This is a genomic window from Streptomyces virginiae (assembly GCF_040638905.1).
In the GTDB taxonomy this organism is placed as follows: Bacteria; Actinomycetota; Actinomycetes; order Streptomycetales; family Streptomycetaceae; genus Streptomyces; species Streptomyces virginiae_B.
Genome location: NZ_JBEZYV010000008.1, coordinates 26,733 through 52,885, shown reverse-complemented (window position 1 = coordinate 52,885; position 26,153 = coordinate 26,733). Strand labels below are relative to the sequence as shown.

General features: G+C 72.4%; 26 protein-coding genes and 1 pseudogene. 14 read left to right on the top strand and 13 right to left on the bottom strand.

All coding sequences use genetic code 11. The annotated features are described in order from the left end of the window. Nucleotides 1–29: 29 nt before the first annotated feature. Together AB0F82_RS13785 and AB0F82_RS13780 are read right to left on the bottom strand one after the other, a co-directional pair. Nucleotides 30–899: an arylamine N-acetyltransferase family protein gene (locus tag AB0F82_RS13785; RefSeq protein ID WP_362626741.1), complete on the bottom strand. Its 870-nt coding sequence runs from the start codon at nucleotides 897–899 to the stop codon at nucleotides 30–32. A 69-nt stretch (nucleotides 900–968) separates the two neighbouring features. Further along, nucleotides 969–2,111, bottom strand: a complete 1,143-nt coding sequence (locus AB0F82_RS13780; protein WP_356810180.1) for an NADH-quinone oxidoreductase subunit D — start codon at nucleotides 2,109–2,111, stop codon at nucleotides 969–971. Nucleotides 2,112–2,142: 31 nt separating this feature from the next. Here AB0F82_RS13780 and AB0F82_RS13775 point away from each other — a divergent pair, with 31 nt between their 5' ends. The 4 genes from AB0F82_RS13775 (at nucleotide 2,143) to AB0F82_RS13760 (ending at nucleotide 5,360) form a co-directional block, all read left to right on the top strand. Next, entirely contained in the window at nucleotides 2,143–2,634 is a 492-nt protein-coding gene (locus AB0F82_RS13775) for a PH domain-containing protein (RefSeq protein WP_356810179.1), read from the top strand. Between the two features lie 266 nt (nucleotides 2,635–2,900). Beyond that, nucleotides 2,901–4,343: a PH domain-containing protein gene (locus tag AB0F82_RS13770; protein ID WP_436842087.1), complete on the top strand. Its 1,443-nt coding sequence runs from the start codon at nucleotides 2,901–2,903 to the stop codon at nucleotides 4,341–4,343. Between the two features lie 148 nt (nucleotides 4,344–4,491). Then, nucleotides 4,492–4,767 (top strand): hypothetical protein, encoded by a 276-nt coding sequence (locus tag AB0F82_RS13765; RefSeq protein WP_362626736.1) that lies wholly within the window; start codon nucleotides 4,492–4,494, stop codon nucleotides 4,765–4,767. Continuing rightward, nucleotides 4,764–5,360 (top strand): hypothetical protein, encoded by a 597-nt coding sequence (locus AB0F82_RS13760; protein ID WP_356810177.1) that lies wholly within the window; start codon nucleotides 4,764–4,766, stop codon nucleotides 5,358–5,360. The genes AB0F82_RS13765 and AB0F82_RS13760 overlap by 4 nt, the downstream gene beginning before the upstream one ends. An 80-nt stretch (nucleotides 5,361–5,440) precedes the next feature. On the opposite strand, the gene AB0F82_RS13755 is transcribed toward AB0F82_RS13760, so the two are convergent. Beyond that, nucleotides 5,441–6,115, bottom strand: a complete 675-nt coding sequence (locus AB0F82_RS13755) for a response regulator transcription factor (protein ID WP_356810176.1) — start codon at nucleotides 6,113–6,115, stop codon at nucleotides 5,441–5,443. A 17-nt stretch (nucleotides 6,116–6,132) separates the two neighbouring features. Beyond that, a complete protein-coding gene (locus AB0F82_RS13750; RefSeq protein WP_362626731.1) occupies nucleotides 6,133–7,335 on the bottom strand; it encodes a sensor histidine kinase in 1,203 nt (400 codons plus the stop codon). A 106-nt stretch (nucleotides 7,336–7,441) separates the two neighbouring features. Between AB0F82_RS13750 and AB0F82_RS13745 the strand changes: the two genes are divergently transcribed. Next, on the top strand, nucleotides 7,442–8,416 hold the full coding sequence (locus tag AB0F82_RS13745; RefSeq protein ID WP_362626728.1) for an SAM-dependent methyltransferase: 975 nt from the start codon (nucleotides 7,442–7,444) through the stop codon (nucleotides 8,414–8,416). A 138-nt stretch (nucleotides 8,417–8,554) separates the two neighbouring features. On the opposite strand, the gene AB0F82_RS13740 is transcribed toward AB0F82_RS13745, so the two are convergent. Both AB0F82_RS13740 and AB0F82_RS13735 read right to left on the bottom strand, forming a co-directional pair. Then, on the bottom strand, nucleotides 8,555–10,108 hold the full coding sequence (locus AB0F82_RS13740) for a M28 family metallopeptidase (RefSeq protein ID WP_362626726.1): 1,554 nt from the start codon (nucleotides 10,106–10,108) through the stop codon (nucleotides 8,555–8,557). Nucleotides 10,109–10,360: 252 nt separating this feature from the next. After that, nucleotides 10,361–11,486, bottom strand: a pseudogene (locus AB0F82_RS13735) (DUF5937 family protein). A gap of 274 nt (nucleotides 11,487–11,760) precedes the next feature. On the opposite strand from AB0F82_RS13735, the gene AB0F82_RS13730 reads away from it, so the two are divergent. Further along, the gene (locus tag AB0F82_RS13730; protein ID WP_362626723.1) at nucleotides 11,761–11,970 is read left to right on the top strand and encodes a hypothetical protein; all 210 of its coding nucleotides are present in this window, start codon (nucleotides 11,761–11,763) and stop codon (nucleotides 11,968–11,970) included. Between the two features lie 77 nt (nucleotides 11,971–12,047). On the opposite strand, the gene AB0F82_RS13725 is transcribed toward AB0F82_RS13730, so the two are convergent. The 5 genes from AB0F82_RS13725 to AB0F82_RS13705 are packed head-to-tail and all read right to left on the bottom strand — an operon-like array spanning nucleotide 12,048 to nucleotide 17,465. Further along, nucleotides 12,048–12,857: a type III pantothenate kinase gene (locus tag AB0F82_RS13725; protein ID WP_030961766.1), complete on the bottom strand. Its 810-nt coding sequence runs from the start codon at nucleotides 12,855–12,857 to the stop codon at nucleotides 12,048–12,050. A 3-nt stretch (nucleotides 12,858–12,860) separates the two neighbouring features. Continuing rightward, nucleotides 12,861–13,829: a carboxylating nicotinate-nucleotide diphosphorylase gene (gene nadC, locus AB0F82_RS13720; protein WP_362627126.1), complete on the bottom strand. Its 969-nt coding sequence runs from the start codon at nucleotides 13,827–13,829 to the stop codon at nucleotides 12,861–12,863. Between the two features lie 2 nt (nucleotides 13,830–13,831). After that, entirely contained in the window at nucleotides 13,832–15,568 is a 1,737-nt protein-coding gene (locus AB0F82_RS13715; RefSeq protein ID WP_356810170.1) for an L-aspartate oxidase, read from the bottom strand. Next, nucleotides 15,565–16,557: a pantoate--beta-alanine ligase gene (gene panC / locus AB0F82_RS13710; protein WP_356810169.1), complete on the bottom strand. Its 993-nt coding sequence runs from the start codon at nucleotides 16,555–16,557 to the stop codon at nucleotides 15,565–15,567. The genes AB0F82_RS13715 and panC overlap by 4 nt, the downstream gene beginning before the upstream one ends. Further along, complete coding sequence (locus AB0F82_RS13705) at nucleotides 16,554–17,465, bottom strand: Rossmann-like and DUF2520 domain-containing protein (RefSeq protein WP_362626718.1); 912 nt, start codon at nucleotides 17,463–17,465, stop codon at nucleotides 16,554–16,556. The genes panC and AB0F82_RS13705 overlap by 4 nt, the downstream gene beginning before the upstream one ends. Nucleotides 17,466–17,573: 108 nt before the next feature. Here AB0F82_RS13705 and AB0F82_RS13700 point away from each other — a divergent pair, with 108 nt between their 5' ends. The 7 genes from AB0F82_RS13700 (at nucleotide 17,574) to AB0F82_RS13670 (ending at nucleotide 21,729) form a co-directional block, all read left to right on the top strand. Then, entirely contained in the window at nucleotides 17,574–18,704 is a 1,131-nt protein-coding gene (locus AB0F82_RS13700) for a threonine aldolase family protein (protein ID WP_362626715.1), read from the top strand. Between the two features lie 244 nt (nucleotides 18,705–18,948). Beyond that, nucleotides 18,949–19,134, top strand: a complete 186-nt coding sequence (locus tag AB0F82_RS13695) for a DUF397 domain-containing protein (RefSeq protein ID WP_356810166.1) — start codon at nucleotides 18,949–18,951, stop codon at nucleotides 19,132–19,134. A gap of 72 nt (nucleotides 19,135–19,206) precedes the next feature. Then, the gene (locus AB0F82_RS13690; RefSeq protein ID WP_356810165.1) at nucleotides 19,207–19,791 is read left to right on the top strand and encodes a hypothetical protein; all 585 of its coding nucleotides are present in this window, start codon (nucleotides 19,207–19,209) and stop codon (nucleotides 19,789–19,791) included. Between the two features lie 53 nt (nucleotides 19,792–19,844). Then, on the top strand, nucleotides 19,845–20,012 hold the full coding sequence (locus tag AB0F82_RS13685; RefSeq protein ID WP_030027391.1) for a hypothetical protein: 168 nt from the start codon (nucleotides 19,845–19,847) through the stop codon (nucleotides 20,010–20,012). A gap of 122 nt (nucleotides 20,013–20,134) precedes the next feature. Further along, on the top strand, nucleotides 20,135–20,683 hold the full coding sequence (locus AB0F82_RS13680) for a BlaI/MecI/CopY family transcriptional regulator (RefSeq protein WP_362626711.1): 549 nt from the start codon (nucleotides 20,135–20,137) through the stop codon (nucleotides 20,681–20,683). A gap of 11 nt (nucleotides 20,684–20,694) precedes the next feature. Further along, a complete protein-coding gene (locus tag AB0F82_RS13675; RefSeq protein WP_030656423.1) occupies nucleotides 20,695–21,225 on the top strand; it encodes an amino-acid N-acetyltransferase in 531 nt (176 codons plus the stop codon). Between the two features lie 165 nt (nucleotides 21,226–21,390). Beyond that, entirely contained in the window at nucleotides 21,391–21,729 is a 339-nt protein-coding gene (locus AB0F82_RS13670) for a histone-like nucleoid-structuring protein Lsr2 (RefSeq protein ID WP_030656421.1), read from the top strand. Here the strand turns inward: AB0F82_RS13670 and AB0F82_RS13665 are convergent. Beyond that, nucleotides 21,708–22,292 carry an SCO3374 family protein gene (locus tag AB0F82_RS13665; protein ID WP_362626707.1) on the bottom strand — a complete coding sequence of 195 codons (585 nt, stop codon included), beginning with the start codon at nucleotides 22,290–22,292 and terminating at the stop codon, nucleotides 21,708–21,710. The genes AB0F82_RS13670 and AB0F82_RS13665 overlap by 22 nt on opposite strands. Before the next feature lie 462 nt (nucleotides 22,293–22,754). Between AB0F82_RS13665 and AB0F82_RS13660 the strand changes: the two genes are divergently transcribed. Continuing rightward, entirely contained in the window at nucleotides 22,755–25,280 is a 2,526-nt protein-coding gene (locus tag AB0F82_RS13660; RefSeq protein WP_356810162.1) for an ATP-dependent Clp protease ATP-binding subunit, read from the top strand. Between the two features lie 69 nt (nucleotides 25,281–25,349). On the opposite strand, the gene AB0F82_RS13655 is transcribed toward AB0F82_RS13660, so the two are convergent. After that, entirely contained in the window at nucleotides 25,350–25,523 is a 174-nt protein-coding gene (locus tag AB0F82_RS13655) for a hypothetical protein (protein ID WP_362626704.1), read from the bottom strand. Nucleotides 25,524–26,153 lie beyond the last annotated feature (630 nt).

The window sequence follows — 26,153 nt, the reverse complement described above, 5'->3', positions numbered from 1 at the left end:
CCGCCAAGTCTGCCCTGTCGTACCGACAATCAGTCCCGCACGACCTCCGCGGTCCGCCGCTCGGCCAGCCAGGTCTCGTGCGTCCGCTCCACCCGGGCCCACAGGGCGGCCCGGTCGGCGGGGGTCAGGTCGCCCGTGGCCCGGCCGAAGCCCTCCAGGGTCTCGAAGAGGTCCTGCGGCCCGGTCAGCACCCGCTCGTCGGTCTGCTTCCCGCGCTCCGTGCGGATCAGGACCTTGCCGCGCAGGCCGTCCGTGCCCTCCGCGTCGCGCCGGAACAGCGCGAAGGTCCGCACGAACGGCGACTCCGCGTCGGTGGACAGCCACGCGTGCATCGCTTCGAAGTCGGCCGTCCGCGCCGGGGCGTCGCGGAAGTTCATCCGCCGCGCGCCCCCGGACGAGGGGAAGAAGGACCAGCCGGGGCCCTCGCCCTCCAGCGGGTCCAGCCGTGCCAGTGAGTAGGAGAAACCATTCTGCTCGTATGTGCCCGCGCACAGCGGCAGCGGATCGTACGGGCCCATGTCCCCGAGCCCGGCGTCCACCCAGTACTCCGCGCCCTCGACGCGGACGGTCAGGACGAGGTGGTCGCCCCGGACCGCGCGCGACGCCGCGTCGGCGCTGACGGCGCCCACGTGGCGGGTCACGTCGTAGCCCAGGGCTTCGAGGAGCGCCCCGAACGCCCCGTTGAGGTGGAAGCAGTAGCCGCCCCGGCCGGCGGCGAACCGCCGCACCGACAGCTCGGGGTCGATGCCCGGCGGCCGGCCGAGCTGGATGTCGACGTTCTCGTAGGGGATGCGCTCCAGGTGCGCGCGCTGGAGCGCGAACAGCCCGGCGGCACTGGGCGCGCCGGGGTCGGTGACGCCGAGGCGGCGCAGGTAGCCGTCGAAGAAGTCTGGGATCATCCGGCCAGGCTAAGGGCTGTCGGGACGGCCCTCAGGGGCTGTCCGGCGGCTACTCCCTGTGAATTTCGGCTACTTGTCGATGTCGCCGACCACGAAGAACAGCGAGCCCAGGATCGCCACCATGTCCGCGACCAGCTGCCCCGGCAGCAGTACGGCCAGCGCCTGGATGTTGTTGTAGGAGGCGCTGCGCAGCTTCAGCCGGTACGGGGTCTTCTCGCCCTTCGAGACGAGGTAGTAGCCGTTGATGCCCAGGGGGTTCTCGGTCCAGGCGTAGGTATGGCCCTCGGGCGCCTTGAGGACCTTTGGCAGGCGCTGGTTGACGGGGCCCGGCGGGAGGCCGTCCATCCGGTCCAGGCAGGCCACGGCGAGGTCGAGGGAGTTGTGGGTCTGCTCCAGCAGGCACTCGAAGCGGGCCAGGCAGTCGCCCTCGGTGCGGGTGACCACCTTCAGGACGTCCTGGAGCTCGCCGTAGGCCAGGTACGGCTCGTCGCGGCGCAGGTCGAAGTCGACGCCGGAGGCGCGGGCGATCGGGCCGGAGACCCCGTACGCGTGCACCGCCCCGGCGGACAGGACCCCGACGCCGCGGGTGCGGCCGCGGAAGATCTCGTTGCCGTGGACCAGCTTGTCGTAGACGTCCATCCGGGTGCGGACGTCGGCGATCGCGGCGCGGGCCCGGCCGAGCCAGCCGGCCGGGAGGTCCTCCTTGAGGCCGCCGACGCGGTTGAACATGTAGTGCATGCGGCCGCCGGAGATCTCCTCCATGACGGCCTGGAGCTCCTCGCGCTCGCGGAACGCGTGGAAGATCGGCGTGATACCGCCCAGTTCGAGCGGGTACGAGCCGAGGAACATCAGGTGGTTCAGCACCCGGTTCAGCTCGGCGAGCAGCGTCCGCATCCACACGGCCCGCTCGGGGACCTCCATGCCGAGCATCCGCTCGACCGCCATGACCACACCGAGCTCGTTGGAGAACGCGGACAGCCAGTCGTGGCGGTTCGCGAGCATCACGATCTGCCGGTAGTCACGGGCCTCGAAGAGCTTCTCGGCGCCGCGGTGCATGTAGCCGACCACCGGCTCGGCGCCGGCGATCCGCTCGCCGTCCAGGACGAGGCGCAGGCGCAGAACGCCGTGCGTGGAAGGGTGCTGGGGGCCGATGTTGAGCACCATGTCGGTGCTCTCCGCCGCGCCGCCGATGCCGACCGTGGTCTCCGTCATGCGGGCATTGTCTCAGCCCTACGCTGGGGGGATGGATACGGGGACGAAGGGTGAGACGGACGGCCTGCGGTGGGTGGGACTGCCCGGTGGGCTGCTCACCATGCGGCGGACGCTGCTCGTGGGCTGGGCCTGCCTGCTCGCGGTGGCGACCGGGCTGCTGCTCGGGCTGCTCGTGGGTCCGCAGTGGGCGGCGGCCGGGGCGTTCTGGCTCGCCGCGGGGGTCTGGGGCTGGGTGCTCCTCGGCCGGAACTGGCGGTCCTGGCGGTACGCGGAGCGCGCCGACGACCTGCTGATCAGCCGGGGAGTGCTGTGGCGGGAGCAGACCGTGGTCCCGTACGGCCGGATGCAGCTGGTCGAGGTCACCTCGGGCCCGGTGGAGAGGCGCTTCGGCCTGGCCTCCCTCCAGCTGCACACGGCGGCGGCGGCCACCGACGCCCGGATCCCCGGGCTGGCGCCGGCCGAGGCGGAGCGCCTGCGCGACCGGCTCGCCGCCCTCGGCGAGGCAAGGTCGGCGGGCCTGTGACCTCCGGTCGGGCGGGCGACGAGCCGGTGGCCTCCGGCCCGGGGGGCGATGAGCCGGTGACCTCCGGTCGGGTGGGCGACGGGCCTGTGACTTCTGGTCGGGTGGGTGACGGGCCTGTGGTTTCCGGTCGGGCGGGCGACGAGCCGGTGGCCTCCGGCCCGGGGGGCGATGAGCCGGTGACCTCCGGTCGGGTGGGCGATGAACCGGTGACCTCCGGTCCGGAGGGCGGCGGGCCTGTGGCTTCCGGTCCGGAGGGCGGCGGGCTTGTGGCTTCCGGTCCGGAGGGCGGCGGGCCGGTGGTCTCCGGTGCGGCCGGAGGCGATCCGGGTGGTCCGGCGGGCGGGGATCCGGTCCGGACCGGCACGCCGGGCGGCGCCGCGGGGGAGCCGGCCGGGCGGGCCGTGACCGAGCGCCGGCTGCACCCCTTCACTCCGCTGCGCCGTGCCTGGGTGCCGATCGCCGCGACCGTCGGCGTCCTCGCCCAGCAGGGCGACCGGGCGGCGCGCTGGGTGGCGGACCTGTCCACGCTCCTGCGGCTGGTGACGCTGGCCGGGGTGGTGCTGATGTTCGGCGTGTACGGGTTCCTGAGCTGGTGGTTCACCCACTACGCGGTGACCGACACCGAACTGCGCATCCGCACCGGGCTGCTCTTCCGCCGCACCGCGCACATCCGGCTGGACCGGCTCCAGGCCGTGGACGTCACCCGGCCGCTGCTGGCCCGGCTGACCGGTGTCGCCAGCCTGCGGCTCGACGTGATCGGCACCGAGGAGAAGGACCGGCTGGCCTTCCTCGGCGAGCAGGAGGCCGTCGCCCTGCGCGCCGAGCTCCTGGCCCGCGCCGCCGGCTTCGCCCCCGAGGAGGCGGTGCGCCTCGGCGAGGCCCCGCAGCGCGAACTGCTGCGGGTGACCCCGCGCGAACTCGCCGTGTCGCTGGCGCTCAGCCTCGGCGTCTTGGCAGCGCTGGCCGGCGGGATCGTCGCCCCGTTCGTCGTGTGGTGGTTCAGCTCCAGCCCGTGGGTGGCCCTCGCCACCCTGCTCCCGATGCTGGGCGCGGTCTGGGCGGGCACCGTCGGCCGCTTCCTCACCGAGTACGACTGGCGGGTCGCCGAGTCCCCGGACGGGCTGCGCCTGGACCACGGGATGCTGGACCGGGCCCACGAGACCGTGCCGCCGGGGCGCGTGCAGACCGTACGGATCGTGGAGCCGCTGCTGTGGCGGCGCAGCGACCGGGTCCGGGTGGAGCTGGCGGTGGCCGGGTCGAAGAACGAGGTCCTGGTGCCGGTGGCCTCGCGGGCCGCCGCGTACGCCGTGATCGCGCGGGTCCTGCCCGGGGTGGACCTGGCGGGCCTGTCCTTCTCCGGTTCCCCGGACACCGGTTCGCGATGGGTGGTCCCGGTGTGGTGGAAGGGCTACGCCCTGGCCGTCTCCCCGGAGGTGTTCGCCGCCCGGCACGGCCGCCTGTGCCGCCGTACGGAGATCGTTCCGCACGCCAAGGTGCAGAGCGTCCGGTTCACCCAGGGGCCGTGGGCCCGGGCCCGCGGTGTCGCCGACGTGCACGTGGACACCGGCGCGAACGGCACGGTCACCGCCCGGCTGCGGGAGGCCTCCGCGGCCGCGCGGCTCCTGCACGAGCAGGCCGCCCGCTCGCACACCTCCCGCGCGTCGGCCCGCCCGGACCGCTGGATGACCGAGTCCGGCCCCGAGGCGTGAGTCCGCCACGTCCCCGGGCCGGCGCCAGCGCCAGCGCCAGCGCCAGCGCCAGCGCCAGCGCCAGCGCCAGCGCCAGCGCCCGCGTCAGCGTCAGCGTCAGCGTCAACGAAGTCTTGACAAGATGGTCATGTCAAGGTTTCCTTGACGCATGTTGATCTTGCGATCGAAGGGCCACCGGGACCCCTTTCCCGCCACCCCCTCCATGGCCGCCGCCCTGCCGCTCGGCGTGGCTCTGCCCGCCCTGAGCGTGATGTTCGGCGACCGGCTCGGCACCCCCGCCACCCTCGCCCTGATCCTCGTGGGCCTCGTGATCATCGCCTGCACGGCCGGACTGGCCGCCCGGGCGGCGGCGGACCTCGAGCGGGCGCGCCGCGACGAAGCGGTCCTCGACGCCCTCGAACCCCTCGCCGGACTGCGCCGATGAGCGACGGACCGCTGGTCGAGCCGGTGGAGATGGACCGCATCCGGGAAGGGATCGCCGCGGCCGTCCTCGGCGCACCCGAGGGGCTGGCCGAATCGCTCGAACACGACCCCCACGGGTACCTGCGCCTGGTGGACGCCTCGCGCGTCGGCGCCGAGGAGGCGAGCCGGCTGCTGCGGGAGGCCGTGCACGGCGCCAGGGCCGCCGGCCACAGCTGGGACGCGGTGGGCCGCGTCCTGGGCGTGAGCCGCCAGGCCGCCCAGCAGCGCTTCGCGGGCAAGGCGGCGGGCGGCGCGAGCCCGTCGGTGCCGCCCGTCGGGGGAGCGGACGCCCCCGGGCGCCGGACCCTCGGCGGCCTGACCGCCTTCAACGAGATGGCCGCCCTGGAGGAGGCCGGCCGCGACGGCTGGCACGTGGTGGGCTACGGCCCCTTCTTCCACGAGGTGGAGGCCTCCGACCATCCCTGGGAGCACTGCCGGGTGACGCTCCCGTTCGCCGCGCGGCACCGGCTGTTGGAATCGGAAGGATGGATCCCGGTCGGTGCGGGCTGGTTCCCCTGGCGCTACTACAAGCGGCCCCTCAACCCGGGCGGCTGAGGGGCTCCGCCGAAGCGGTCCGGACCCGGCCGGTCCGGCCGGACCCGGCGGACCGGCCCGACGGGTGCGGCGGGGGCTGGCTATCCGGCCCCGCCGCCCGCGCGGACCAGGCCCGTCTCGTACGCCAGGACCACGACCTGGACCCGGTCGCGCAGCCCCAGCTTGGTCAGGATGCGGCCCACGTGGGTCTTCACCGTCGCCTCCGACAGCACCAGCCGCGCCGCGATCTCGCCGTTCGAGAGCCCCTGCGCGACGAGCAGCATGACCTCGCGCTCGCGTTCCGTCAGCCGCTCGATCTCCTTGTTCTCCGGCTTCTGCGTCGTCGTCGGCAGCATCGGCGCGAAGCGGTCCAGCAGGCGCCGCGTCGTGGACGGCGCCACCACCGCGTCCCCGCTGTGCACCGAGCGGATGGCGCCCAGCAGTTCGGCCGGCGGCACGTCCTTCAGCATGAAGCCGCTGGCCCCCGCCTTCAGGCCGGAGAAGGCGTACTCGTCCAGGTCGAAGGTGGTCAGGATGATCACCTTCGGGTGCTCCTCGGGCCGGCAGATCCGCCGCGTCGCCTCGACGCCGTCCAGCCTGGGCATGCGGACGTCCATCAGCACCACGTCCACCTTCGTGGCCCGCAGCACCTCCAGCGCCTCCAGGCCGTCACCCGCCTCGGCGACCACCTCCATGTCCGGCTGGGCGGCGAGCACCATCCGGAAGCCGGTGCGCAGCAGGACCTGGTCGTCGACCAGCATCACTCGGATGGACATCAGTTACCTCGTCCTCGTCATATCTTCTTCAGGGGAAGCAGTGCGCTGATCCGGAAGCCGCCACCGGGCCGCGGCCCCGCGTCCAGGGTTCCGCCGACCATACCGATCCGCTCGCGCATGCCGATCAGCCCGTGTCCGGCGCCGTCCGCGCCGCCGTCCTCGTACAGCTCGTGTGCCGCGCCCCGGCCGTCGTCCTCGACCAGCAGACCGAGCCCGTCATCGAAGTAGACCAGCCGGACGCTGGCCTTCGCGTCGGGGCCGCCGTGCTTGCGGGTGTTGGTGAGGGCCTCCTGCACGATCCGGTACGCCGTCAGCTCGACGCCGCTGGGCAGCTGCCGCGGGGCGCCCTCGACCTCGAAGTCCACCGTGAGACCGGCCGCCCGTACCTGTTCGACGAGGACCTCGATCTGCTCGACGTCGGGCTGCGGCACGTAGTCCTCGGACTCCTGCGGCTCGCCCGTGCGCAGGACGCCGAGCAGGCGGCGCATCTCGGCGAGGGCTTGGCGGCCGGTGCCCGAGATGGTCTGGAGGGCCTCCTTGGCCTGCTCGGGCGCCGCGTCCATGACGTAGGCGGCCCCGTCCGCCTGGACCACCATCACCGAGACGTTGTGCGCGACGACGTCGTGCAGCTCGCGGGCGATCCGGGCGCGCTCGGCGGCCACGGCCACCTTCGACTGGGCCTCGCGCTCCTTCTCCAGCCGCTGGTTGCGCTCGACCAGCTGGGCGTAATAGGCCCGCCGGGTGCGCAGGGAGTCGCCCAGCACCCAGGCCAGGGCGAAGGGGACGATCATGAAGACGGCGAAGAGGACGTTGTCGACGTCGTTGGTGCCCTTGTCCACGCCGTACCGCAGGAAGTAGAGCGGCGCGGCCGCCAGCCCCCAGCCCAGGGCGGTGCGCGAGACCCAGCGGGGGACCTCGCTCGCGGCGACCGTGTAGAGGATTACGAACATGGCGATGTCGTAGAACCCCGCGACGATTCCCGCGGCCAGCTGGAGCAGGCCCGCTGCGAGGGTGAGCCAGAACATCGCCTGCGTCCACTTGCGGCGCAGGGCCAGGGCCGTGCTCAGCGCGAGCACGACGGGGACCGCGGCGATCTTGAGGGGCCGGCTGATGTCGGGCTCGCCCACGACGTTCAGCATCGAGACCCCGAAGAAGAGCACAGCCCAGAAGCTGTCGACGCCCGTCGGGTGTCTGCGGAGGAAGTCGTAGAGGCGCTGCACGTAACCCAGAGTAGGGAACGGTGATAGGTGCTGGAGTCAACCAGAGGTCCGAACCTGACACCGGGGACATACTCCCCAAGGTGGAGGGTGAGCATAGCCTTCGGTGATGAGCACTTCTGGTGGACCCACCGCTGCGGTCCGGTGGCGCAGCGCGATGGAAGCCGCGCTGTACGGGCCCGGCGGTTTCTACGTGCGCTCCGGTGGTCCGGGGCCGGCCGGCCACTTCCGTACCTCCGTGCACGCCTCCGCCCTGTACGCGGGGGCCGTGGCCCGGCTGCTGCGCCGGGTGGACGCCGAGCTCGGGCACCCGCGGCGACTCGACCTCGTGGACGTGGGGGCCGGTCGGGCGGAGCTGCTGGCCGGAGTGCTCGCCGCGCTGGATACGGAGACGGCCGCGCGGGTGCGCCCGTACGCCGTGGAACGGGCGGAGCGGCCCCGCGGGCTCGACCCGCGGATCCGCTGGACCGCGCAGCCGCCCGAGGGCGTGACCGGGCTGCTGTTCGCCAACGAATGGCTGGACAACGTCCCCCTGGACGTCGCCGAGGACGGGCACTACGTCCTGGTCGCGCCGGACGGTACGGAGAGCCGGGGCGGCCCGCTGGAGGACGCCGACCGGGCCTGGCTGGAGCGGTGGTGGCCGGGCGGAGGCCGCGCGGAGATCGGCCGGACGCGCGACGAGGCGTGGGCGGCGGCCACCCGCACCCTGGAGCGGGGCCTGGCGGTGGCGGTGGACTACGCCCACACCCGGGAGGCCCGGCCCCCGTACGGCACCATGACGGGATTCCGGGACGGCCGGGAGGTCCCGCCGGTCCCGGACGGGTCCTGCGACGTCACCGCCCACGTGGCGCTGGACTCCTGCGCCGGGCCGGATTCGGTCCTGCTGACGCAGCGCGAGGCCCTGACCGACCTCGGGGTCTCGGGCGACAGGCCCCCGCTGGCCCTGGCCTCCTCGGACCCGGCTACCTACGTCAGGGCGCTGGCCTCGGCCGGTGAGGCGGCGGAGCTGACCTCCCGGGCCGGTCTGGGCGCCTTCGGCTGGCTGGTCCAGCCGGTCGGCATCCCGCCCTGGCCGAAGCCGTAACCGGAGCCGCAACCGGATCCGAAGCCGGAGCCGTGACCGGAGCGAACGCGCGGTGCGCGGTCCGCGCCACGCGGGAGGGGCCGGACCCCCAGGGAATCCGGCCCCTCCTCATGACACCGTGCTACCGCCCGGAGCGGCTCACTGGTCCACCTCGTCGTGGCCCGTGTGCAGGCCGCCGCCACCGCCGCTGCCGCCGGGGGTCGGCGTCGACACGACCGGCTTCGACAGCGGGGCGAGGTCGTGGGCGTAGTGGCCGACCGCGTCCGCGATGACGTCGACGTTGATGTCGAGCGCCTTGTGGTCGATGTTGGTGATGTCGTCACCCTCGCCGTGGTAGTTCACGTCGTAGGCGACACCGGCCTGGCCGCCGAACTTCGCGGCCTCCTCGGCCGTCTTGATGCCCTCGGCGCCGGTGAAGGTGCCGCCGGACGGGATGCCCACCTCGATGAACGGGCCGTAGTCCGAGCGGCCGGAGAAGTCCGTGCCCGCGTGCGGGATCTTCTTCGAGTCGAGGAAGTCGGTGATCCCCTTCTCCAGCTGGGCGGAGCCCTCCGGGCCGGGGCCCGAGCCGACGCCGTCCGAGTCGTCGCCGTCGTAGACGAAGTACGCGGCGTTCGGCGAGCCGATCATGTCGAAGTTCAGGTAGAGCTTGATCTGCTTCTTCTGCGCGTCCGTCAGGCCGGCGACGTACGCCTCGGAGCCGAGCAGGCCGAACTCCTCCGCCGACCACCAGGCGAACTTGACCTTGTTCTTGACCTTCTTCTGCTCGCTCGCGAGCCGCTGGGCGACCTGGAGGATGCCGGCCGAGCCGGAGCCGTTGTCGTTGATGCCCGGGCCGGCCGCGACCGAGTCGAGGTGCGCGCCGAGGAAGACGGTGTTGTTCTCGTCGCCGCCCCTGGTCTCGGCGATGACGTTGAAGGTCTTGCGGTTCTCGCGCAGCTCACGGATGTCAAGGGTGACCTCGACCGGGCCGGCGGCGGCCTCGGCGGCCAGCTTCTCGCCGTCCGCCTGGGTGATGCCGCCGGTGGGGACCTTGCCCGCGGCGGGGTCCCCTATGGTGCCGTTCAGGGCGCCCGCGGTGTTGTTGTAGATGATCGCGCCGACCGCGCCGGCCGCGGCCGCGTTCTGCTGCTTGACCGCGAAGGTGCAGCCGCCGCGCTTGACCAGGGCGATCTTGCCCGTGAAGGCGCCGGCGGCGAAGTCGCCCGGCTCGCAGCCGTTGGTCCCGTCCGCGTCGACCGGGGCGACGGCGACCGGGGCCGTCACGCCGCCCTCGGGGGAGTTGGCCGTGTAGGTCATCAGGTGGATCGGTACGTCGCGCCCGCTCGCACCGTTCACCGTCAGCTTCTCTTCGATGGTCTCGACGAAGACGAAGTCGAACTCGTTGCGGGTGACCTGGTAGCCGGCCGCCTTCATCACGGCCTCGATGTACTTGGCCGACTGCTCGTGCCCCTTCGAACCGGCCGCCCGGTTGCCGTTGTTGTAGTCGGCGATCGACTGCAGGACCTTGAGGTGGTTGAAGGCGCCCTTGCCGGTCGCGTCCTTGACCAGTTTGCGGGCCAGCGCGTCGCCCTTGGCGGCGTCGCTCTGCGGGCTCCCGGTGGCACCGGCCGGTCCGGCGAGCAGCAGGGGCGAGACGAGGGCCGCGGCTGCCAGGGCGGCGGTTGCTGCGGCTATACGGCGTGAGGGCATGGAGGTCCTTCCACGACAAAGGCGAGCAGGGCAGGCGAAAGACGGGCACGACGGGGCGGAGCGGGGCACGGCGCGGCGGAACGCGACGGGCCGGACTTGCGGAGGCGGTGCGCGGTACGTGGGGGAACAGTGAGCGCACGTTAGACAGCAAGTGGCCATCATGGCCAGAGTTTTCGCTGATTTCGGTTTATGAATTCCGTATATCGGTGAGTCTGGGCCGGTGGGATCCGGCCAGCCGCACGCCCGTTGCCGCTACCGGAGGATGCCCTCGATGAAGTCGGAGCCGATGCGGGCGACGGCGGTCAGATCCAACTCGTGCTGGGCATAACGGCCTTGCCTTCGCGTATGCATCAGACCGGCCTTTTTCAGGACGGCCAGATGCCGCGACACCTCCGGCGCGGTGATCCCGTACACGGTCGCCAGTTCGCTCGTCGTGTACGGCGCGCGGGCCAGGCTCCGGCACAGCATCATCCGCATCGGGTGCGCCAGTGCCTCCATCCGCCGCTGGAGCAGCTCCACCGAGCCCGGCCCGGAGGCCGGCTCGGGGGTACCGAGCGGATAGTGGACCACCGGCCGCCAGTCCGGTGCGTGCAGCACCAGCAGATGCGGCCAGCCGAAGTTGGTCGGCACGAAGACGAGGCCGCTGCCTATGCGCGGATCGGTGGCCGTCGCCGTGCCGTGGACCATCTTGTCGGCGGTGATGGTGGTGAGGCCCTCGTCGACGCTCAGGGCCGTCGAGACGTCCTTCAGCGCGGCCGGCAGGCCCTTGCGGCGCAGCAGCTCCGCCTTGGTGCCGGGCGTCGGCGCTCTGCCCCGGCTCCAGGCGCTTCCAGGTCTCGGCGAAGAACGCCTCGTCGCAGTCCTCCAGGAGCCGCCGCAGCCACACCCGTACGGCCGCGGGGTCGTCCAGCAGCCGCACGGAGAAGTCCAGCTGGCGCGGGCCGCGGGCGGCGGCCGCCTCCAGCGCCTTGGCCCGGGCCGCCGGGTCCTTCAGCGGCGAGGGCACGCCGCCCTCGTTGTAGAGCGCCAGCCAGCAGTGCTCCAGGGCCGCTCCCACGAACCGCTCGTCGTCCAGCCGGTCCAGTACGTCGAGCTCCTCGGCCAGCGTCGCCGCCGGCCGCCCGGCCTCCCCGGGGATCCCGGCGAAGGGCATGAAGATGTCGGAGAAGGAGCTGCGCCACATGAACTCGGCCTCCAGCAGACGGTCCGCGAGACACGGATCGAGCGAGGCCGAGGTGGCGGTGGTCCATGAGGTGAGCCGCGGGTGGTGCCCCGGCTGCGAGAGCGCGTGCAGGGCCATGCAGAGCTCCGCGAGCGGTGAGGGCGCGAAGGTGATCCGCTCGTGGGGGAGCCCGGCGATGTCGATGGTGACGCTCATCGGGCCATTCTGTCCGTTCCCGCACGTCAGGAACGTCCGGTCCGGCCTTCCGCACCGCCGTACGGGTGGCGGCGCGGGCCCCGGCGCGGCGGCCGGACGAGTGATCACGACCGGCGGACGACCACCCCGCGACCACCCGCGACCACCCGCGACCACCCCGCGGGCGCCCTGCCGGCCGCCCTCCGGCCCGCCCCGCGGGCGCTTCCCGGCCGAACAGTTGACGGGGAACGTCAACCGTCGTGCGCGGCGGGGCCGACGGGGTGAGGGTGGATGCATGACAGCGATAGAGCAGTACCTCATCGACACCTACCGCGCCTCCCAGCACGGCGAGCGCATGCCCCCGCCGCCCGGCCGGGACGACGTCGCCGTCGTCCGCTCGGCCCACTCCTACCAGCAGTTCCGGGCCGTCGTGGACGGCGGCGAGGCCCGCCGCCCCTGGAGAGCGGCCCTGCGCCGGATGCTGACCCGCCCGCGTCCGTGCTGACGCCCGGCGCGCAGGCCCGGGCCGCGGCCGCGCGGTCCGGATCCCGCCCGTGACGGGAGGGGCCGGACCGGGACCGCCTACTCGAAGTTCGGCGCGTTGCGCTGGTACACCAGCCTCAGGCCGATCAGCGTCAGCCACGGCTCGTGGTCGTCGATCACCGACGACTCGCCCAGCACCATCGGGGCCAGGCCGCCCGTGGCGATGACGCGGACGTCGTCCGGATCGCCGTTCGGCCCGGCCAGCTCCTTGGCCATCCGGGCCACGACCCCGTCGACCTGGCCCGCGAAACCGTAGATGACGCCCGACTGCATCGCCTCGACCGTCGACTTGCCGATCACGTGCCGCGGCCGGGCCAGCTCGATCTTGCGCAGCTGGGCGCCCCGTACGCCGAGCGCCTCCATCGAGATCTCTATCCCCGGCGAGATCACCCCGCCGACGTACTCGCCCTTCGCGGACACCGCGTCGAAGGTGGTCGCCGTACCGAAGTCGACCACGATCGCCGGGCCCCCGTAGAGCTCGACCGCCGCGACCGCGTTGATGATGCGGTCCGCCCCGACCTCCTTGGGGTTGTCCATCAGGATCGGCACGCCCGTCTTGATGCCGGGCTCCACCAGCACCGCCGGCACGTCGCCGTAGTAGCGCCGGGTGACCTCGCGCAGCTCGTGCAGGACCGACGGCACCGTCGAGCAGATCGCGATGCCGTGGATCCCGTCGCCGAGCTCGCTGCCGAGCATCGGGTGCATGCCCATCAGGCCCTGCATCAGCACGGCCATCTCGTCGGCCGTGCGCCGGGGGTCGGTCGAGATCCGCCAGTGCTCGACGATCTCGTCACCGTCGAACAGGCCCAGGACCGTCTGGGTGTTGCCTACGTCGATGGTGAGGAGCACCGGTTACACCGCCTCGCGCAGATCGAGACCGATGTCCAGGATCGGCGAGGAGTGCGTCAGCCCGCCGACCGCCAGGTAGTCCACGCCGGTCTCCGCGTACGCCCGCGCGGTGTCCAGGGTCAGCCGGCCCGAGGACTCCAGCACCGCGCGGCCGGCCACCAGCGTGACGGCCTCCTCGGTCTCCGGGACGGTGAAGTTGTCCAGCAGGATCAGGTCGGCGCCCGCGTCCAGGACCTCGCGGACCTGGTGCATCGTGTCGACCTCGACCTCGATCGGGACCTCCGGGAAGGCCTCGCGCACCGCGTTGAAGGCCTGCGCGACACCGCCCGCGGCGACCACGTGGTTGTCCTTCACCAGCGCCGCGTCCGACAGCGACATGCGGTGGTTGACGCCGCCGCCGCAGCGGACCGCGTACTTCTCCAGCGAGCGCAGGCCCGGCGTGGTCTTGCGGGTGTCGCGAACCTTGGCCCTGGTGCCCTCCAGGACGTCCGCCCAGCGGCGGGTGGCCGTCGCGATGCCGGAGAGCCGGCACAGGATGTTCAGCGCGCTGCGCTCGGCCGTCAGCAGGTCGCGGGTACGGGCGCGGACCGACAGCAGCACTTCGCCGGCCTTGACGGTGTCGCCGTCCTCCGCGTGCCGCTCCACCTCGAAGGCCTCCGTGCAGACCACGGAGAACACCGCCTCGGCGATGCGCAGGCCCGCCACGACGCCGTCCTCGCGGGCGACGAAGTCGGCGATGGCCTCGGCGTCCTCGGGGACCGTGGCCACGGTGGTGACGTCCACGCCGCCGTCGAGGTCCTCGGAGAGCGCCATGTGGGCGATGTCCTCGACCTCGATCGGATCCAGGCCCGCGTCCGCGAGCAGCTGGGCCAGCGCCGGGTCGAGGCCGCTCTCCTCGCCGTCGCCGCAGGCGCAGTCGTCGCCGCAGCCGCCGTCGTTCTGGTCGATGAGGGGAAGTTCGGGGGTGCTCACGGTCACTGCTCCAGGCTCGGGGTGCTCAGGGGGTGCACGGACGGGAAGTCCGCGGAGTCGGTGGGTACGACGACCAGGGCCCGCCTCTCGGTGGCCGAGAGCCGGACCACCAGGTGGCGGCGCCACCGGGCATCGTCCCGGTCGGGGTGGTCCTCGCGCCAGTGGCAGCCGCGGGTCTCCTCGCGGCGCTGCGCGGCGGCGACCAGGACCCGCGCCACGCACAGCAGGTTCGTGGCCTCCCAGGTGTCCACACCCGGCTCGGCGGTCTTGCCGTGCGCTTCGAGTTCGTTCAGGGCGGTCGCGTACAGCCCTTCCAGGGCCTCGGACGCCGCGGCCAGCGACGCGGCGGAGCGGAGCACGCCCGCGCCGTCCGTCATGATCCGCTGGACCTCGTACCGGGCCCCGGCGGGCTGCAGCGGACCGGTCGAGGGGACCGGCACGCCGGGGCCGTTGCCGCCGTACTCCTGCGCGGTGATGTCCTCGGCGATCCGCTCGGCGAAGACCAGGCCCTCCAGCAGGGAGTTGGAGGCGAGCCGGTTCGCGCCGTGCACGCCCGTGCACGCGACCTCGCCGCAGGCGTACAGGCCGGGGACGGTGGTGCGCCCCTGCAGGTCGGTGCGGACACCGCCGGAGGCGTAGTGCGCGGCGGGCGCCACCGGGATCGGCTGCGTCACCGGGTCGATGCCGTGCGCGCGGCAGGCGGCCAGGATCGTCGGGAAGCGCTGCTCCCACATCTCGGCGCCGAAGTGCCGGGCGTCCAGGTACATGTGCTGCGCGCCCTGCTCCTGCATGCGGCGCATGATGCCCTTGGCGACGATGTCGCGCGGAGCCAGCTCGGCGAGCTCGTGCTGTCCGGTCATGAAGCGGACGCCGTCGGCGTCGACGAGGTACGCGCCCTCGCCCCGCACCGCCTCCGACACCAGCGGCTGCTGCCCCTCGGCGTCCGGGCCGAGGAAGAGCACCGTCGGGTGGAACTGCACGAACTCCAGGTCGGAGACCTCAGCTCCGGCGCGCAGCGCGAGCGCCACGCCGTCGCCGGTGGACACCGAGGGGTTCGTCGTCGCGGAGAAGACCTGGCCCATGCCGCCGGTCGCGAGGATCACGGCGGGCGCGTGGACGGCGCCGACGCCGTCGTGCTGCCCCTCGCCCATGACGTGCAGCGTGACCCCGGCCGTACGGCCCTGCGCGTCCTGGAGGAGGTCGAGTACGAGTGCGTTCTCCACGGTCTCTATGCCCGCGGCGTGCACGGCCTCGACCAGCGCCCGCGAGATCTCGGCACCGGTGGCGTCGCCGCCCGCGTGCGCGATCCGCCGGCGGTGGTGGCCGCCCTCCCGGGTCAGCTCTATCTCGCCGGTCTCGGCGGAGGTGTCGAAGACCGCGCCGGTGTCGATCAGCCGCCGTACCGCGTCCGGGCCTTCGGTGACGAGAAGCCGGACGGCCTCCTCGTCGCACAGGCCGGCGCCCGCGACCAGGGTGTCGTCGAGGTGCTGCTCGGGGGTGTCGCCGTCGCCGAGGGCCGCGGCGATGCCGCCCTGGGCCCAGCGGGTGGAGCCGTCGTCGAGGCGGGCCTTGGTGACCACGACCGTACGGCGGCCCGCGGCCGCGCAGCGCAGCGCGGCGGTCAGGCCCGCCACGCCGGATCCGACGACCACGACGTCGGCGTCGAGGGACCAGCCGGGCGCCGGCGCGTGCAGCCGTATGCCCGTGCTGCCGGCGGGGCCTCTGCCAGGGGTGCTCACGAGTGTGCTCCGAATTCCAATGGGATGTTGTCGATCAGCCGGGTCGTGCCCACCTTCGCGGCGACGGCCAGCACGGCCTGCCCGGTGAAGTCGGGACCGATCTCTGTGAAGTCCTTCGGGTCCACCAGCGCCAGGTAGTCCAGCACGAGCGGCGGCTCCGAACGGGCCGCGTCCGCCAGGACGTGGCCCGCCGCGGCCCGGACCGCGTCCGGCAGGCCCGCGCAGGCCGCCGAGACGGCGTGCGCGTCCGCCGAGGCGCGGATCTCGCCCAGCCTGGCCAGGGCTGTGGCCCGCTGGTCGGTGGCCGGGGCGGCCTCGGCGCGGGCCCGCAGCGCCGCCTGCGCGGCGAGCCGGTCGCGCCCCGCGAAGAGGGCGCGCGACAGCGACAGCGCCGTCTGCCGGTCCGTGGGGGAGAGGTAGCGGTTGCGGGACGACAGCGCCAGGCCGTCCTCCTCGCGGACGGTCGGTACGCCGACCACCTCGACGGGGAAGTTCAGGTCGGTCACCATCCGCCGGATCAGGGCCAGTTGCTGCGCGTCCTTCTGGCCGAAGAGGGCCAGGTCGGGGCGGGTCAGGTGGAGCAGCTTGGCGACGACGGTCAGCATCCCGTCGAAGTGGCCGGGCCGGGCGGCGCCTTCGAGGCGCTCGCCCATCGGGCCGGCGGAGATCCGCACCTGCGGGTCCCCGCCCGGGTAGACCTCGTCGACGGCGGGGGCGAACACCGCGTCGGCGCCCGCCGCTTCGGCGACCGCCACGTCCGCGTCGAGGGTGCGCGGATACCGGTCCAGGTCCTCGCCCGCCCCGAACTGCAGCGGGTTGACGAAGACGGTGACGACGACCTGGCCCTCGGGCCCGGCCAGTTCACGGGCGGCGCGGACCAGGGTGGCGTGGCCCTCGTGCAGGGCGCCCATGGTCATCACCACGGCCCGCCGTCCGGTGCGCGGCAGCTTGTGCAGCTCATCGGCGGTGTGCAGCAGCAGCTCGGTCACTGATCGCCCCCGTCAGGGTCCGTGTCGGCGAGTACGCCGAGCAGGTCCTCGGCGAGTTCGGGTTTGAGCAGACCGTGCGCGAGGGCCCGGTCGGCGGTGGTGCGGGCCATGGCCAGGTATCCCGCGACCGTGCCCGGCGCGTGCCGGCGCAGCTCCGCGACGTGCGCGGCGACCGTCCCGGCGTCCCCGCGTGCCACCGGCCCGGTCAGGGCCGCGTCCCCGGAGCGCAGGGCGTTGTCGAGGGCCGCGCCGAGCAGCGGGCCGAGCATCCGGTCGGGGTGCCCGACCCCGGCCTTGCGCAGCAGCTCCAGGGACTGGGCGACGAGCGTGACCAGGTGGTTCGCACCGAGGGCCAGGGCCGCGTGGTACAGCGCGCGGTTCTCCTCCGCGATCCACTCGGGCTCCCCGCCCATCTCGATGACCAGGGCCTCCGCGGCCAGCCGCAGCTCGCCGGGGGCGGTGACGCCGAAGGAGCAGCCGGCCAGCCGCTGTACGTCGACCTCGGTACCGGTGAAGGTCATCGCGGGGTGCAGGGCCAGCGGCAGGGCGCCCGCGCGGCGCGCCGGGTCGAGCACGGCGGTCCCGTACCGGCCGGAGGTGTGCACGAGGAGCTGGCCGGGGCGGATCGCCCCGGTCTCCGCGAGCCCCTCCACGAGCGACGGCAGCGCGTCGTCGGGGACGGTCAGCAGGACCAGGTCGGCCAGTTCCAGGACCTGCCCGGGCGGCACCAGCGGTACGTCGGGCAGCATCCGCGCGGCACGGCGCACGGAGGCGTCGGACACTCCGGACACGGCGACCGGGCGGTGGCCCGCCTGCTGGAGCGCACGGGCCAGCGCCGGGCCGACGCGGCCCGCCCCGACGACGCCGACGGCGAGCCGGGCAGGGCGTGGCTGCTGTGAATGATTCACGCGGGGAATGCCTTCCGTTCCAGTCCGCGGGGGTACCGGACGATACGCCGCCATGCTAGCCCGTGGGGGTCTTGGCCGGTCGGGGACGAGGGGCGAGGATCAGGGGTCATGAGCGACGGCAATGAGGAAACGGAACGTACGGCGCGGCTCGTGGCGGCGTGGCGGGCGGCGGGACGGACCCTGACGCGCAGCCCGCGCGAAGCCACGGTCGGCGAGTCGCTGGCGCGGCTCGCCGAGGCCCCGTACGACATGGACGCGCCCGGCGACATCTACGGCGACGGGATCGTCGCCGAGCTGGAGCGGCGCGTCGCGGAACTGCTCGGGACGCAGGACGCGGCGTTCTTCCCCAGCGGGACGATGGCGCAGCAGATCGCCCTGCGCTGCTGGGCGGGCCGGACCGGCAACCCGGTCGTGGCGCTGCACCCGATGAGCCACCCGGAGATGTGGGAGGGCGACGCCCTGTCGACGGTCTCCGGGCTGCGGGTGGTCCACCCGACCACCGAGGCGCGCCAGCCGACGCCGGAGGAGGTCGGGGACGTCGGGGAGCCGTTCGGCACGCTGATGCTGGAGCTTCCGCTGCGTGAGGCCGGATTCCTGCTGCCCACGTGGGAGGAGCTTCAGGCGCTGGTGGAGGCGGGCCGCGAGCGGGAGGCGGCGATCCACTTCGACGGCGCCCGGTTGTGGGAGTCCACCGTCCACTTCGGCCGTCCGCTGCCGGAGATCGCCGGGCTCGCCGACTCCGTGTACGTCTCGTTCTACAAGTCGCTCGGCGGCCTGAGCGGAGCGGCCCTGGCCGGGTCGCGGGAGTTCGTGGAGGAGACCAGGGTCTGGCGCCACCGCTACGGGGGCCAGATCTTCCGGCAGTTCCCGCAGGCACTGTCCGCGCTGGCCGGACTGGAACGGGAACTGCCGCGGCTGCCGTCGTACGTGGCCCAGGCGCGGATGGTGGCCGGGGCGCTGCGCGAGGCGCTGGCGAAGTCCGGTGTCCCGTGGTCGCGCGTCCACCCCGAGGAACCGCACACGCACCAGTTCCAGGTGTGGCTGCCCTACGAGCCGGACCGGCTGACGGACGCGGGCCTGCGGCAGGCGGAGGAGACGGGCACGGTCTTCTTCCGCCGCTGGTCGGCCGGGGGGCCGCCGGGCCTCGCGGTGACCGAGCTGGACATCACGGAGCCGGGCCTGTCCTGGAGCGAATCCGACGTCCACGACGCGGTTGCGGCCTTCGTGGCCCGCATCTGACGCCGCCCCGGGCGGGGCCGGAAACGGCCCCGCCCGGGGCCCGCCGGCGCGGACCCGCAGGCCCCCGCCGAACAGTGCTCGTACGCCCGCCGGCCTGCGCGCGGCCGGCTGCGCCGTGTACCACCCGCACCCCCGCAGGGAAGCGGCGAAACGCCGAATTGCGCGAAAGTCGCCGGTGCGGACCGGCCACGGAGTTACCGTCCCTTGACCGCAATTACCGGCCACCGTGCCCGGAGGAGACACCATGACCGCTCAGCCCGCGTGGCGGAAGTCCTCGTTCTGCGGCGACGGCGACGCCTGCGTCTACGTCGCCGTCAGCCCCGGAGCCCTCGTGAAGGTCGCCGACCGGGTCGACCCCGCCCACCTGGTCCTCGCCACCACCCAGGCCGCCTGGGCGGACTTCCTGAACGCGGTCAAGCAGACCGGCTGAGCGGGGCCCGCGCCGCGCCGCACCCACCCCTCCTGAGGGGATTTTGTCCGATTAGCGCGTATCTTCGGCCCCATGCCCACGCCCTACGGATCCCGCGGCGGCATGGCGTTCAGCGCCGCCGAGCTGCACGTGCTCAGGCGTTCGCTCGCCCACGCCCTTCAGTCCTCCTCGGCGCCCCTGGCGGCCGAGGAGGTCCAGGACTGCCTGCGCCTGGCGCAGTCGGTGGACGAAGCGGCCCGGGAGGCGGGCCGGCTCAGAGCCTTCCTCCTGGACGATCTGGCCCGCTACCGCAGCGCCCTGCCCGGCAGCCTGTCCGGCTACCTGGAACTGCTCCGGGAAGCCCTCGCCGCGGGCTACGAGCCGGCTCCCGACGACCTCGCCGCCCTGCGCGCGCTCCGCGCCAACCCGGCCGCCGCCGCGCTGCTGGAGGGGGCCCGGGCCGTCGCGGAGCGCTCCGTGCGGCGCCGCCTGACGGCGAACCCCGCGCCCCGGACCCGACGGCTGACCCTGGCGGGCGCCCGGGAGGAGCCGCCGCGGCCGGCGCCCGCGCCCAAGGAGCGCCCGCGCCCCGAGCGGCCGGTGCCGACGCCCGGGGAGGTCTTCCCGCCGCGCCGCAAGCCCACCCCGCCCCCGGCGTCCGGGCTCGCCGTCGTGTGAACGGACCCGGGCCGCCAGGACCGGCCCGGGTCCGCTTGGCTAGGCTGGGGGGCATGGACTACGTCTCCGCGCTCGTGCCCCCCTTCGTGATGGCCGCGTTCTTCATCGCCCTCGTCGTGACGATCGTGAAGAGCCAGGGCGGCTCCAACAAGTCCAAGGAGGACGCGGCGGTCGACGCCGTGATCGCCCGGGCGGAGGCCGCCCGCCAGCAGCAGAACTAGGTCGGGGTGCCCGCGGGCATCTCGCGCGGGTGCGCGGCCGTACGGGCCGTGCGCCCGATTTCGTTGCGCGTTGCCGGGTGAATAGTCGGGCAATTCCGCACAGACCGCACTATCGTGCTGTTGTGCCTCGCCCCTTGGGAGAACTCGAAGACGCCGTCATGACGCGGGTGTGGCAGTGGAACCGCCCGGTCACCGTTCGGGAAGTCCTGGAAGACCTCCAGCAGGAACGGTCCATCGCGTACACCACGGTCATGACCGTTATGGACAATCTCCATCAGAAGGGCTGGGTCCGCCGGGAAGCCGAAGGCCGCGCCTATCGATATACGGCGGTCTCCACCCGCGCCGCCTACTCGGCCGCACTGATGAACGAAGCCTGGTCGACGAGCGACAACCCCGCCGCCGCTCTCGTCGCGTTCTTCGGCATGATGTCCGCGGAACAGCGCGATGCGCTCCGCGACGCCGTCCGGGTCGTCCAGTACGACGACGAGTCCGTCGCCGACACCCCCGCGGAACCCCGCGGTGAACCCCGCGCGGAAGCGCCCGCGGAACCCCCTTCCACGCCTTCCGGCGAAACTTCCCCCGCACCCTCCCCGGAACACTCCCCGGAACCTTCCGCGGCACCGGAAGCCGAAGGGCGGACCGCCGGGCACCCGGGGCCGCCGGGGCGATAGCGTCCGCAGCCATGGGAGAGTTTTCCTCTGCACACGCAGAAACAGTGACGATCCGCCGTGCCCGCACACGCGATGTTCCCGCGCTGCGCCGCCTCCTCGACCAGTACGTGCAGCAGCGGATCCTGCTCGACAAAGCACCCGTCGTCCTTTACGAGGACATCCAGGAGTTCTGGGTCGCGGAACGCGACTCCGACTCACAGGTGGTGGGCTGCGGTGCACTCCACGTGATGTGGGAAGACCTCGCCGAAGTGCGCACTCTCGCCGTCGACCGCGACTTGAAGGGCGCCGGCGTCGGCCACCAGGTGCTCCAGCAGTTGTTGAGCACCGCCCGCACGCTCGGCGTGAGCCGGGTTTTCTGCCTGACCTTCGAAGTCGAGTTCTTCGCGAAGCACGGCTTCGTCGAGATCGGCGAGACCCCGGTCGACACCGATGTCTACATGGAGCTCTTGCGTTCCTATGACGAGGGCGTCGCCGAGTTCCTCGGTCTCGAACGAGTGAAGCCCAACACCTTGGGCAACAGTCGGATGCTTCTGCACCTCTGATCGATGGCCTCAGCTTTTCCGGCGCTCCGCGCACCTGTGGCCTATGTCCGAATCGCGCACGTTTCCCGCCTCGTTGCGGTCTCGAACCTCTCCCGGGGGGTTTGTGTTTTCCAGGCAAAAGCGGTTTCCTTTCCGCGTACTGCTTTTCGATGAAAGGAAATCCCGGTGGCACAGAAGGTTCAGGTCCTTCTTGTCGACGACCTCGACGGTGGCGAGGCGGACGAGACGGTGACGTTCGCTCTGGATGGCAAGACCTACGAGATCGACCTCACCACCGCCAACGCTGAAAAGCTCCGCGGTCTGCTCGACCCGTACACCAAGGGCGGCCGCCGCACCGGTGGCCGTGCCACCGCGGCCCGTGCCAAGGGCCGCGCCGCCGCGGCGACCGGCAACCCGGACACCGCCGAGATCCGCGCGTGGGCCAAGGAGAACGGCTACAACGTGAACGACCGCGGCCGCGTCCCGGCCGAGATCCGCGAGGCCTACGAGAAGGCCAAGGGCTGACGGACCCCGTTCGTACGCCGCCCCAGCCGCGCCCGGTGGCATTCCGTCGCCGCCGCGGCGACCAGGCGTACGAGGTCGGGCCCGCGAGCGGGCCCTGCGGCCCGCCCGGGACCGGGCAGGGCCGGCAGCAGCGCCTCACACCCCTGCTCGGGGGGTCGCAGCCACACGGCGGCCCCCCGAGGGCTTCCTCCGGGGGGCAGCCCCGGTGGAGCCGGGGCGGCGATCCGCCCGCCCGCACCCAGGGCGGCCAGATCCAGGGCGACCCCGCCCCACTCCAGCCAGTCGAGCAGCCCGTCGAGCTCCTCTGCGCTCCCAGGGGCCACCAGGAACCGCATCCGGCGCCCCATCACGGCCACCGGACCCGTGGCGACCGGCCGGCGCAACAGCGCCGTCCCAGCGTCCGACGGCAGCTCCAGCACGTCGAATCCGATCCCGGTCACGAGCTGGACCGGCGGCCCGCCCGTGACGGTCCAGCCGAGCACCCTCCCGTACCAGGCGGCGTACGCGTCCTCCTCGGGCGCGACGCGGGGCGGCGGGACGGTCGGCAGGACGGTTGCGGCCATACCCGGAGCAACTGCGGAATCGCGCGGGGGTTACGGTGGACGTCACCTTCCGCACTCGAAGATGTGCGGAACGTAAACGCCCATGGGGTCGGAGTCCCACATTCGAGACGGAACCCTGTTCGCCCTCAGCGGAGGGAACCGGCGCCACCGGCATGGAGTGTCAGCCCTTACGGGTAAGACATTCCTAGTGGATCGGGGCGACACGCTGATTTGACCGGCTTCCGTTCGCCGTCGGCGTACACGCATGACGGGTATCTGCCTGGCCTGCGGGAACATCGTCTCGCACCATCGAGTTGGAGCAGTTGTCGGCTCTTCAAGCCGGTTTTCCCGCTGATGCAGGGGTGAGCCGTGGACGGATGTCGGCAGTTGGAATGAGCTGTCCCGCCCCACGGGACTAGCATGCGGAAGGACAGGGCGGGGACCGACCCCGAACTGCCCGACCGCTCTGAGGAGCGATAAACGATGTTCGAGAGGTTCACCGACCGCGCGCGGCGGGTTGTCGTCCTGGCTCAGGAAGAAGCCCGGATGCTCAACCACAACTACATCGGCACCGAGCACATCCTCCTGGGCTTGATCCACGAGGGTGAGGGTGTCGCCGCTAAGGCCCTGGAGAGCCTCGGGATTTCGCTCGAGGCTGTTCGCCAGCAGGTTGAGGAGATCATCGGTCAGGGGCAGCAGGCCCCGTCCGGCCACATCCCCTTCACCCCGCGGGCGAAGAAGGTCCTGGAGCTTTCGCTCCGAGAGGCCCTCCAGCTCGGCCACAACTACATCGGCACCGAGCACATCCTGCTCGGCCTGATCCGCGAGGGCGAGGGCGTCGCCGCCCAGGTCCTCGTGAAGCTGGGCGCCGATCTCAACCGAGTCCGGCAGCAGGTCATCCAGCTGCTCTCCGGCTACACCGGCGGGGGCAAGGAGTCGGCCACGGCCGGCGGCCCGGCCGAGGGCACGCCCTCGACCTCGCTCGTCCTGGACCAGTTCGGCCGCAACCTCACCCAGGCGGCCCGCGAATCCAAGCTCGACCCGGTCATCGGGCGCGAGAAGGAGATCGAGCGGGTCATGCAGGTGCTGTCCCGCCGTACCAAGAACAACCCGGTCCTCATCGGCGAGCCCGGCGTCGGCAAGACCGCCGTCGTCGAGGGCCTGGCGCAGGCGATCGTCAAGGGCGAGGTCCCCGAGACCCTCAAGGACAAGCACCTCTACACGCTTGACCTCGGCGCCCTGGTCGCCGGTTCCCGCTACCGCGGTGACTTCGAGGAGCGCCTGAAGAAGGTGCTCAAGGAGATCCGCACCCGCGGCGACATCATCCTGTTCATCGACGAGCTCCACACCCTCGTGGGTGCGGGTGCCGCCGAGGGCGCGATCGACGCCGCCAGCATCCTCAAGCCCATGCTGGCCCGTGGTGAGCTCCAGACCATCGGGGCCACGACGCTCGACGAGTACCGCAAGCACCTCGAGAAGGACGCGGCCCTCGAGCGCCGCTTCCAGCCGATCCAGGTGGCGGAGCCTTCCCTCCCCCACACGATCGAGATCCTCAAGGGCCTGCGCGACCGCTACGAGGCCCACCACCGCGTCTCCATCACGGACGAGGCCCTCGTCCAGGCGGCGACGCTGGCCGACCGGTACATCTCGGACCGCTTCCTCCCGGACAAGGCGATCGACCTGATCGACGAGGCCGGCTCCCGGATGCGCATCCGCCGGATGACCGCGCCGCCGGACCTCCGCGAGTTCGACGAGAAGATCGCGGCCGTCCGCCGGGACAAGGAGTCGGCCATCGACTCCCAGGACTTCGAGAAGGCGGCTTCTCTCCGCGACAAGGAGAAGCAGCTGCTGGCGTCGAAGACCAAGCGCGAGAAGGAATGGAAGGCCGGCGACATGGACGTCGTCGCCGAGGTCGACGGCGAGCTCATCGCCGAGGTCCTCGCGACCGCGACCGGCATTCCCGTCTTCAAGCTCACCGAGGAGGAGTCCTCGCGACTGCTCCGCATGGAGGACGAGCTCCACCGTCGGGTCATCGGCCAGAAGGACGCCATCAAGGCGCTCTCCCAGGCGATCCGCCGTACCCGTGCGGGTCTGAAGGACCCCAAGCGCCCGGGTGGCTCGTTCATCTTCGCCGGCCCGTCCGGTGTCGGTAAGACCGAGCTCTCCAAGACGCTCGCCGAATTCCTCTTCGGCGACGAGGACGCGCTGATCTCCCTCGACATGTCGGAGTTCAGCGAGAAGCACACGGTTTCCCGCCTCTTCGGTTCGCCCCCCGGTTACGTGGGCTACGAAGAGGGCGGCCAGCTCACCGAGAAGGTGCGCCGCAAGCCGTTCTCCGTCGTCCTCTTCGACGAGGTCGAGAAGGCCCACCCGGATATCTTCAATTCCCTTCTCCAGATCCTGGAGGACGGTCGCCTGACCGACTCCCAGGGCCGGGTCGTGGACTTCAAGAACACGGTCATCATCATGACGACCAACCTGGGCACCCGGGACATCTCGAAGGGCTTCAACCTGGGCTTCGCGGCTCAGGGCGACACCAAGACCGGCTACGACCGGATGAAGGCGAAGGTCAACGAAGAGCTCAAGCAGCACTTCCGGCCCGAGTTCCTCAACCGTGTGGACGACACGGTCGTCTTCCACCAGCTCACCGAGGAAGACATCATCCAGATCGTCGACCTGATGATCGCGAAGGTGGACGAGCGCCTGAAGGACCGCGACATGGGCATCGAGCTGAGCGGCGACGCCAAGCTCCTGCTCGCCAAGCGCGGCTACGACCCGATCCTGGGTGCCCGGCCGCTGCGCCGGACCATCCAGCGCGAGATCGAGGACATCCTGTCGGAGAAGATCCTCTTCGGCGAGCTGCGCCCCGGTCACATCGTGGTCGTCGGCAAGGAGGGTGAGGGCGAGGAAGCCAAGTTCACCTTCCGCGGCGAGGAGAAGTCGGCCCTGCCCGACCTCCCCCCGATCGAGGCCACGGGCTCCGGCCCGGACCTGTCGAAGGGCGCGTAGGCGCGACTGAGCGGTAAAAGGGGCGGCCCCGGGACTTCACGTCCCGGGGCCGCCCCTTTGTCCTGCCCGTCAGCCGGTCACCTCACCGCGGAGCAGGACCCGGCGGTGCCGGGTGAGGGCCTCGTCGGCGGACAGGGCGTACGGGGAGGCGCCCGGTCCGGGAGCGGCCGCGCCCGCGGCCCGGGTGTCGGGCGCTGCCCGGACATTGGGCTCCGGCAGCGGGCGGGAGACCTCCAGCGACACGTAGGCGGTGTCCAGGGGCCAGCGGCGTGGAGTCGGGGGGCAGGTCCAGGCCGAAGATGGTCAGGCCGCTGTGGCGGCGGGCCAGGTAGGGCGAGGTCGCCCAAGGCGTGGAAGGTCGCCGCGAGCGCCGCCGCCACGCCGGCTTCCTCGCCGGGCGGGAGCGGCCGCTCGCCCGGGCCCACAGGGCATCGCGGACCAGGCGGTCGGCCGGCTTGCGAAGGTCCGCCGCGTCGAGGCCGCGTTTCTCGCGCCAGGCCGCGTAGGAGGAGAGCCGCACCGGGACCGGGCGGTTCACCAGGCCGGCGCCCGCTCCTTCCCCCTGTAAGAGCTTCCTGACGAGGGGGGCCAAGACCCCCGAGGCCAGCCTGATCCCCACCACGGATGCGTCCACGAGGTCGGGGCGTAGCGCCGGTCACATTGGAAGGGGTCTGAACCGGCGGCCCGGGCCGGTGGCCGGTGACAAGCCACACAGGATAAATCGGACATACTAGGGGGTTTCGTAGATCGAGCAGCCCCTGTCGAGGGGTCTTCGCCCCAGGTGGATCCCGTCAACGGGGCACGTCACCCCGGCACGGCTACGAGCCCCGGTAGTAAACGGGGACGTTTGGGGAAGTCCGGGCATTCGGGTTA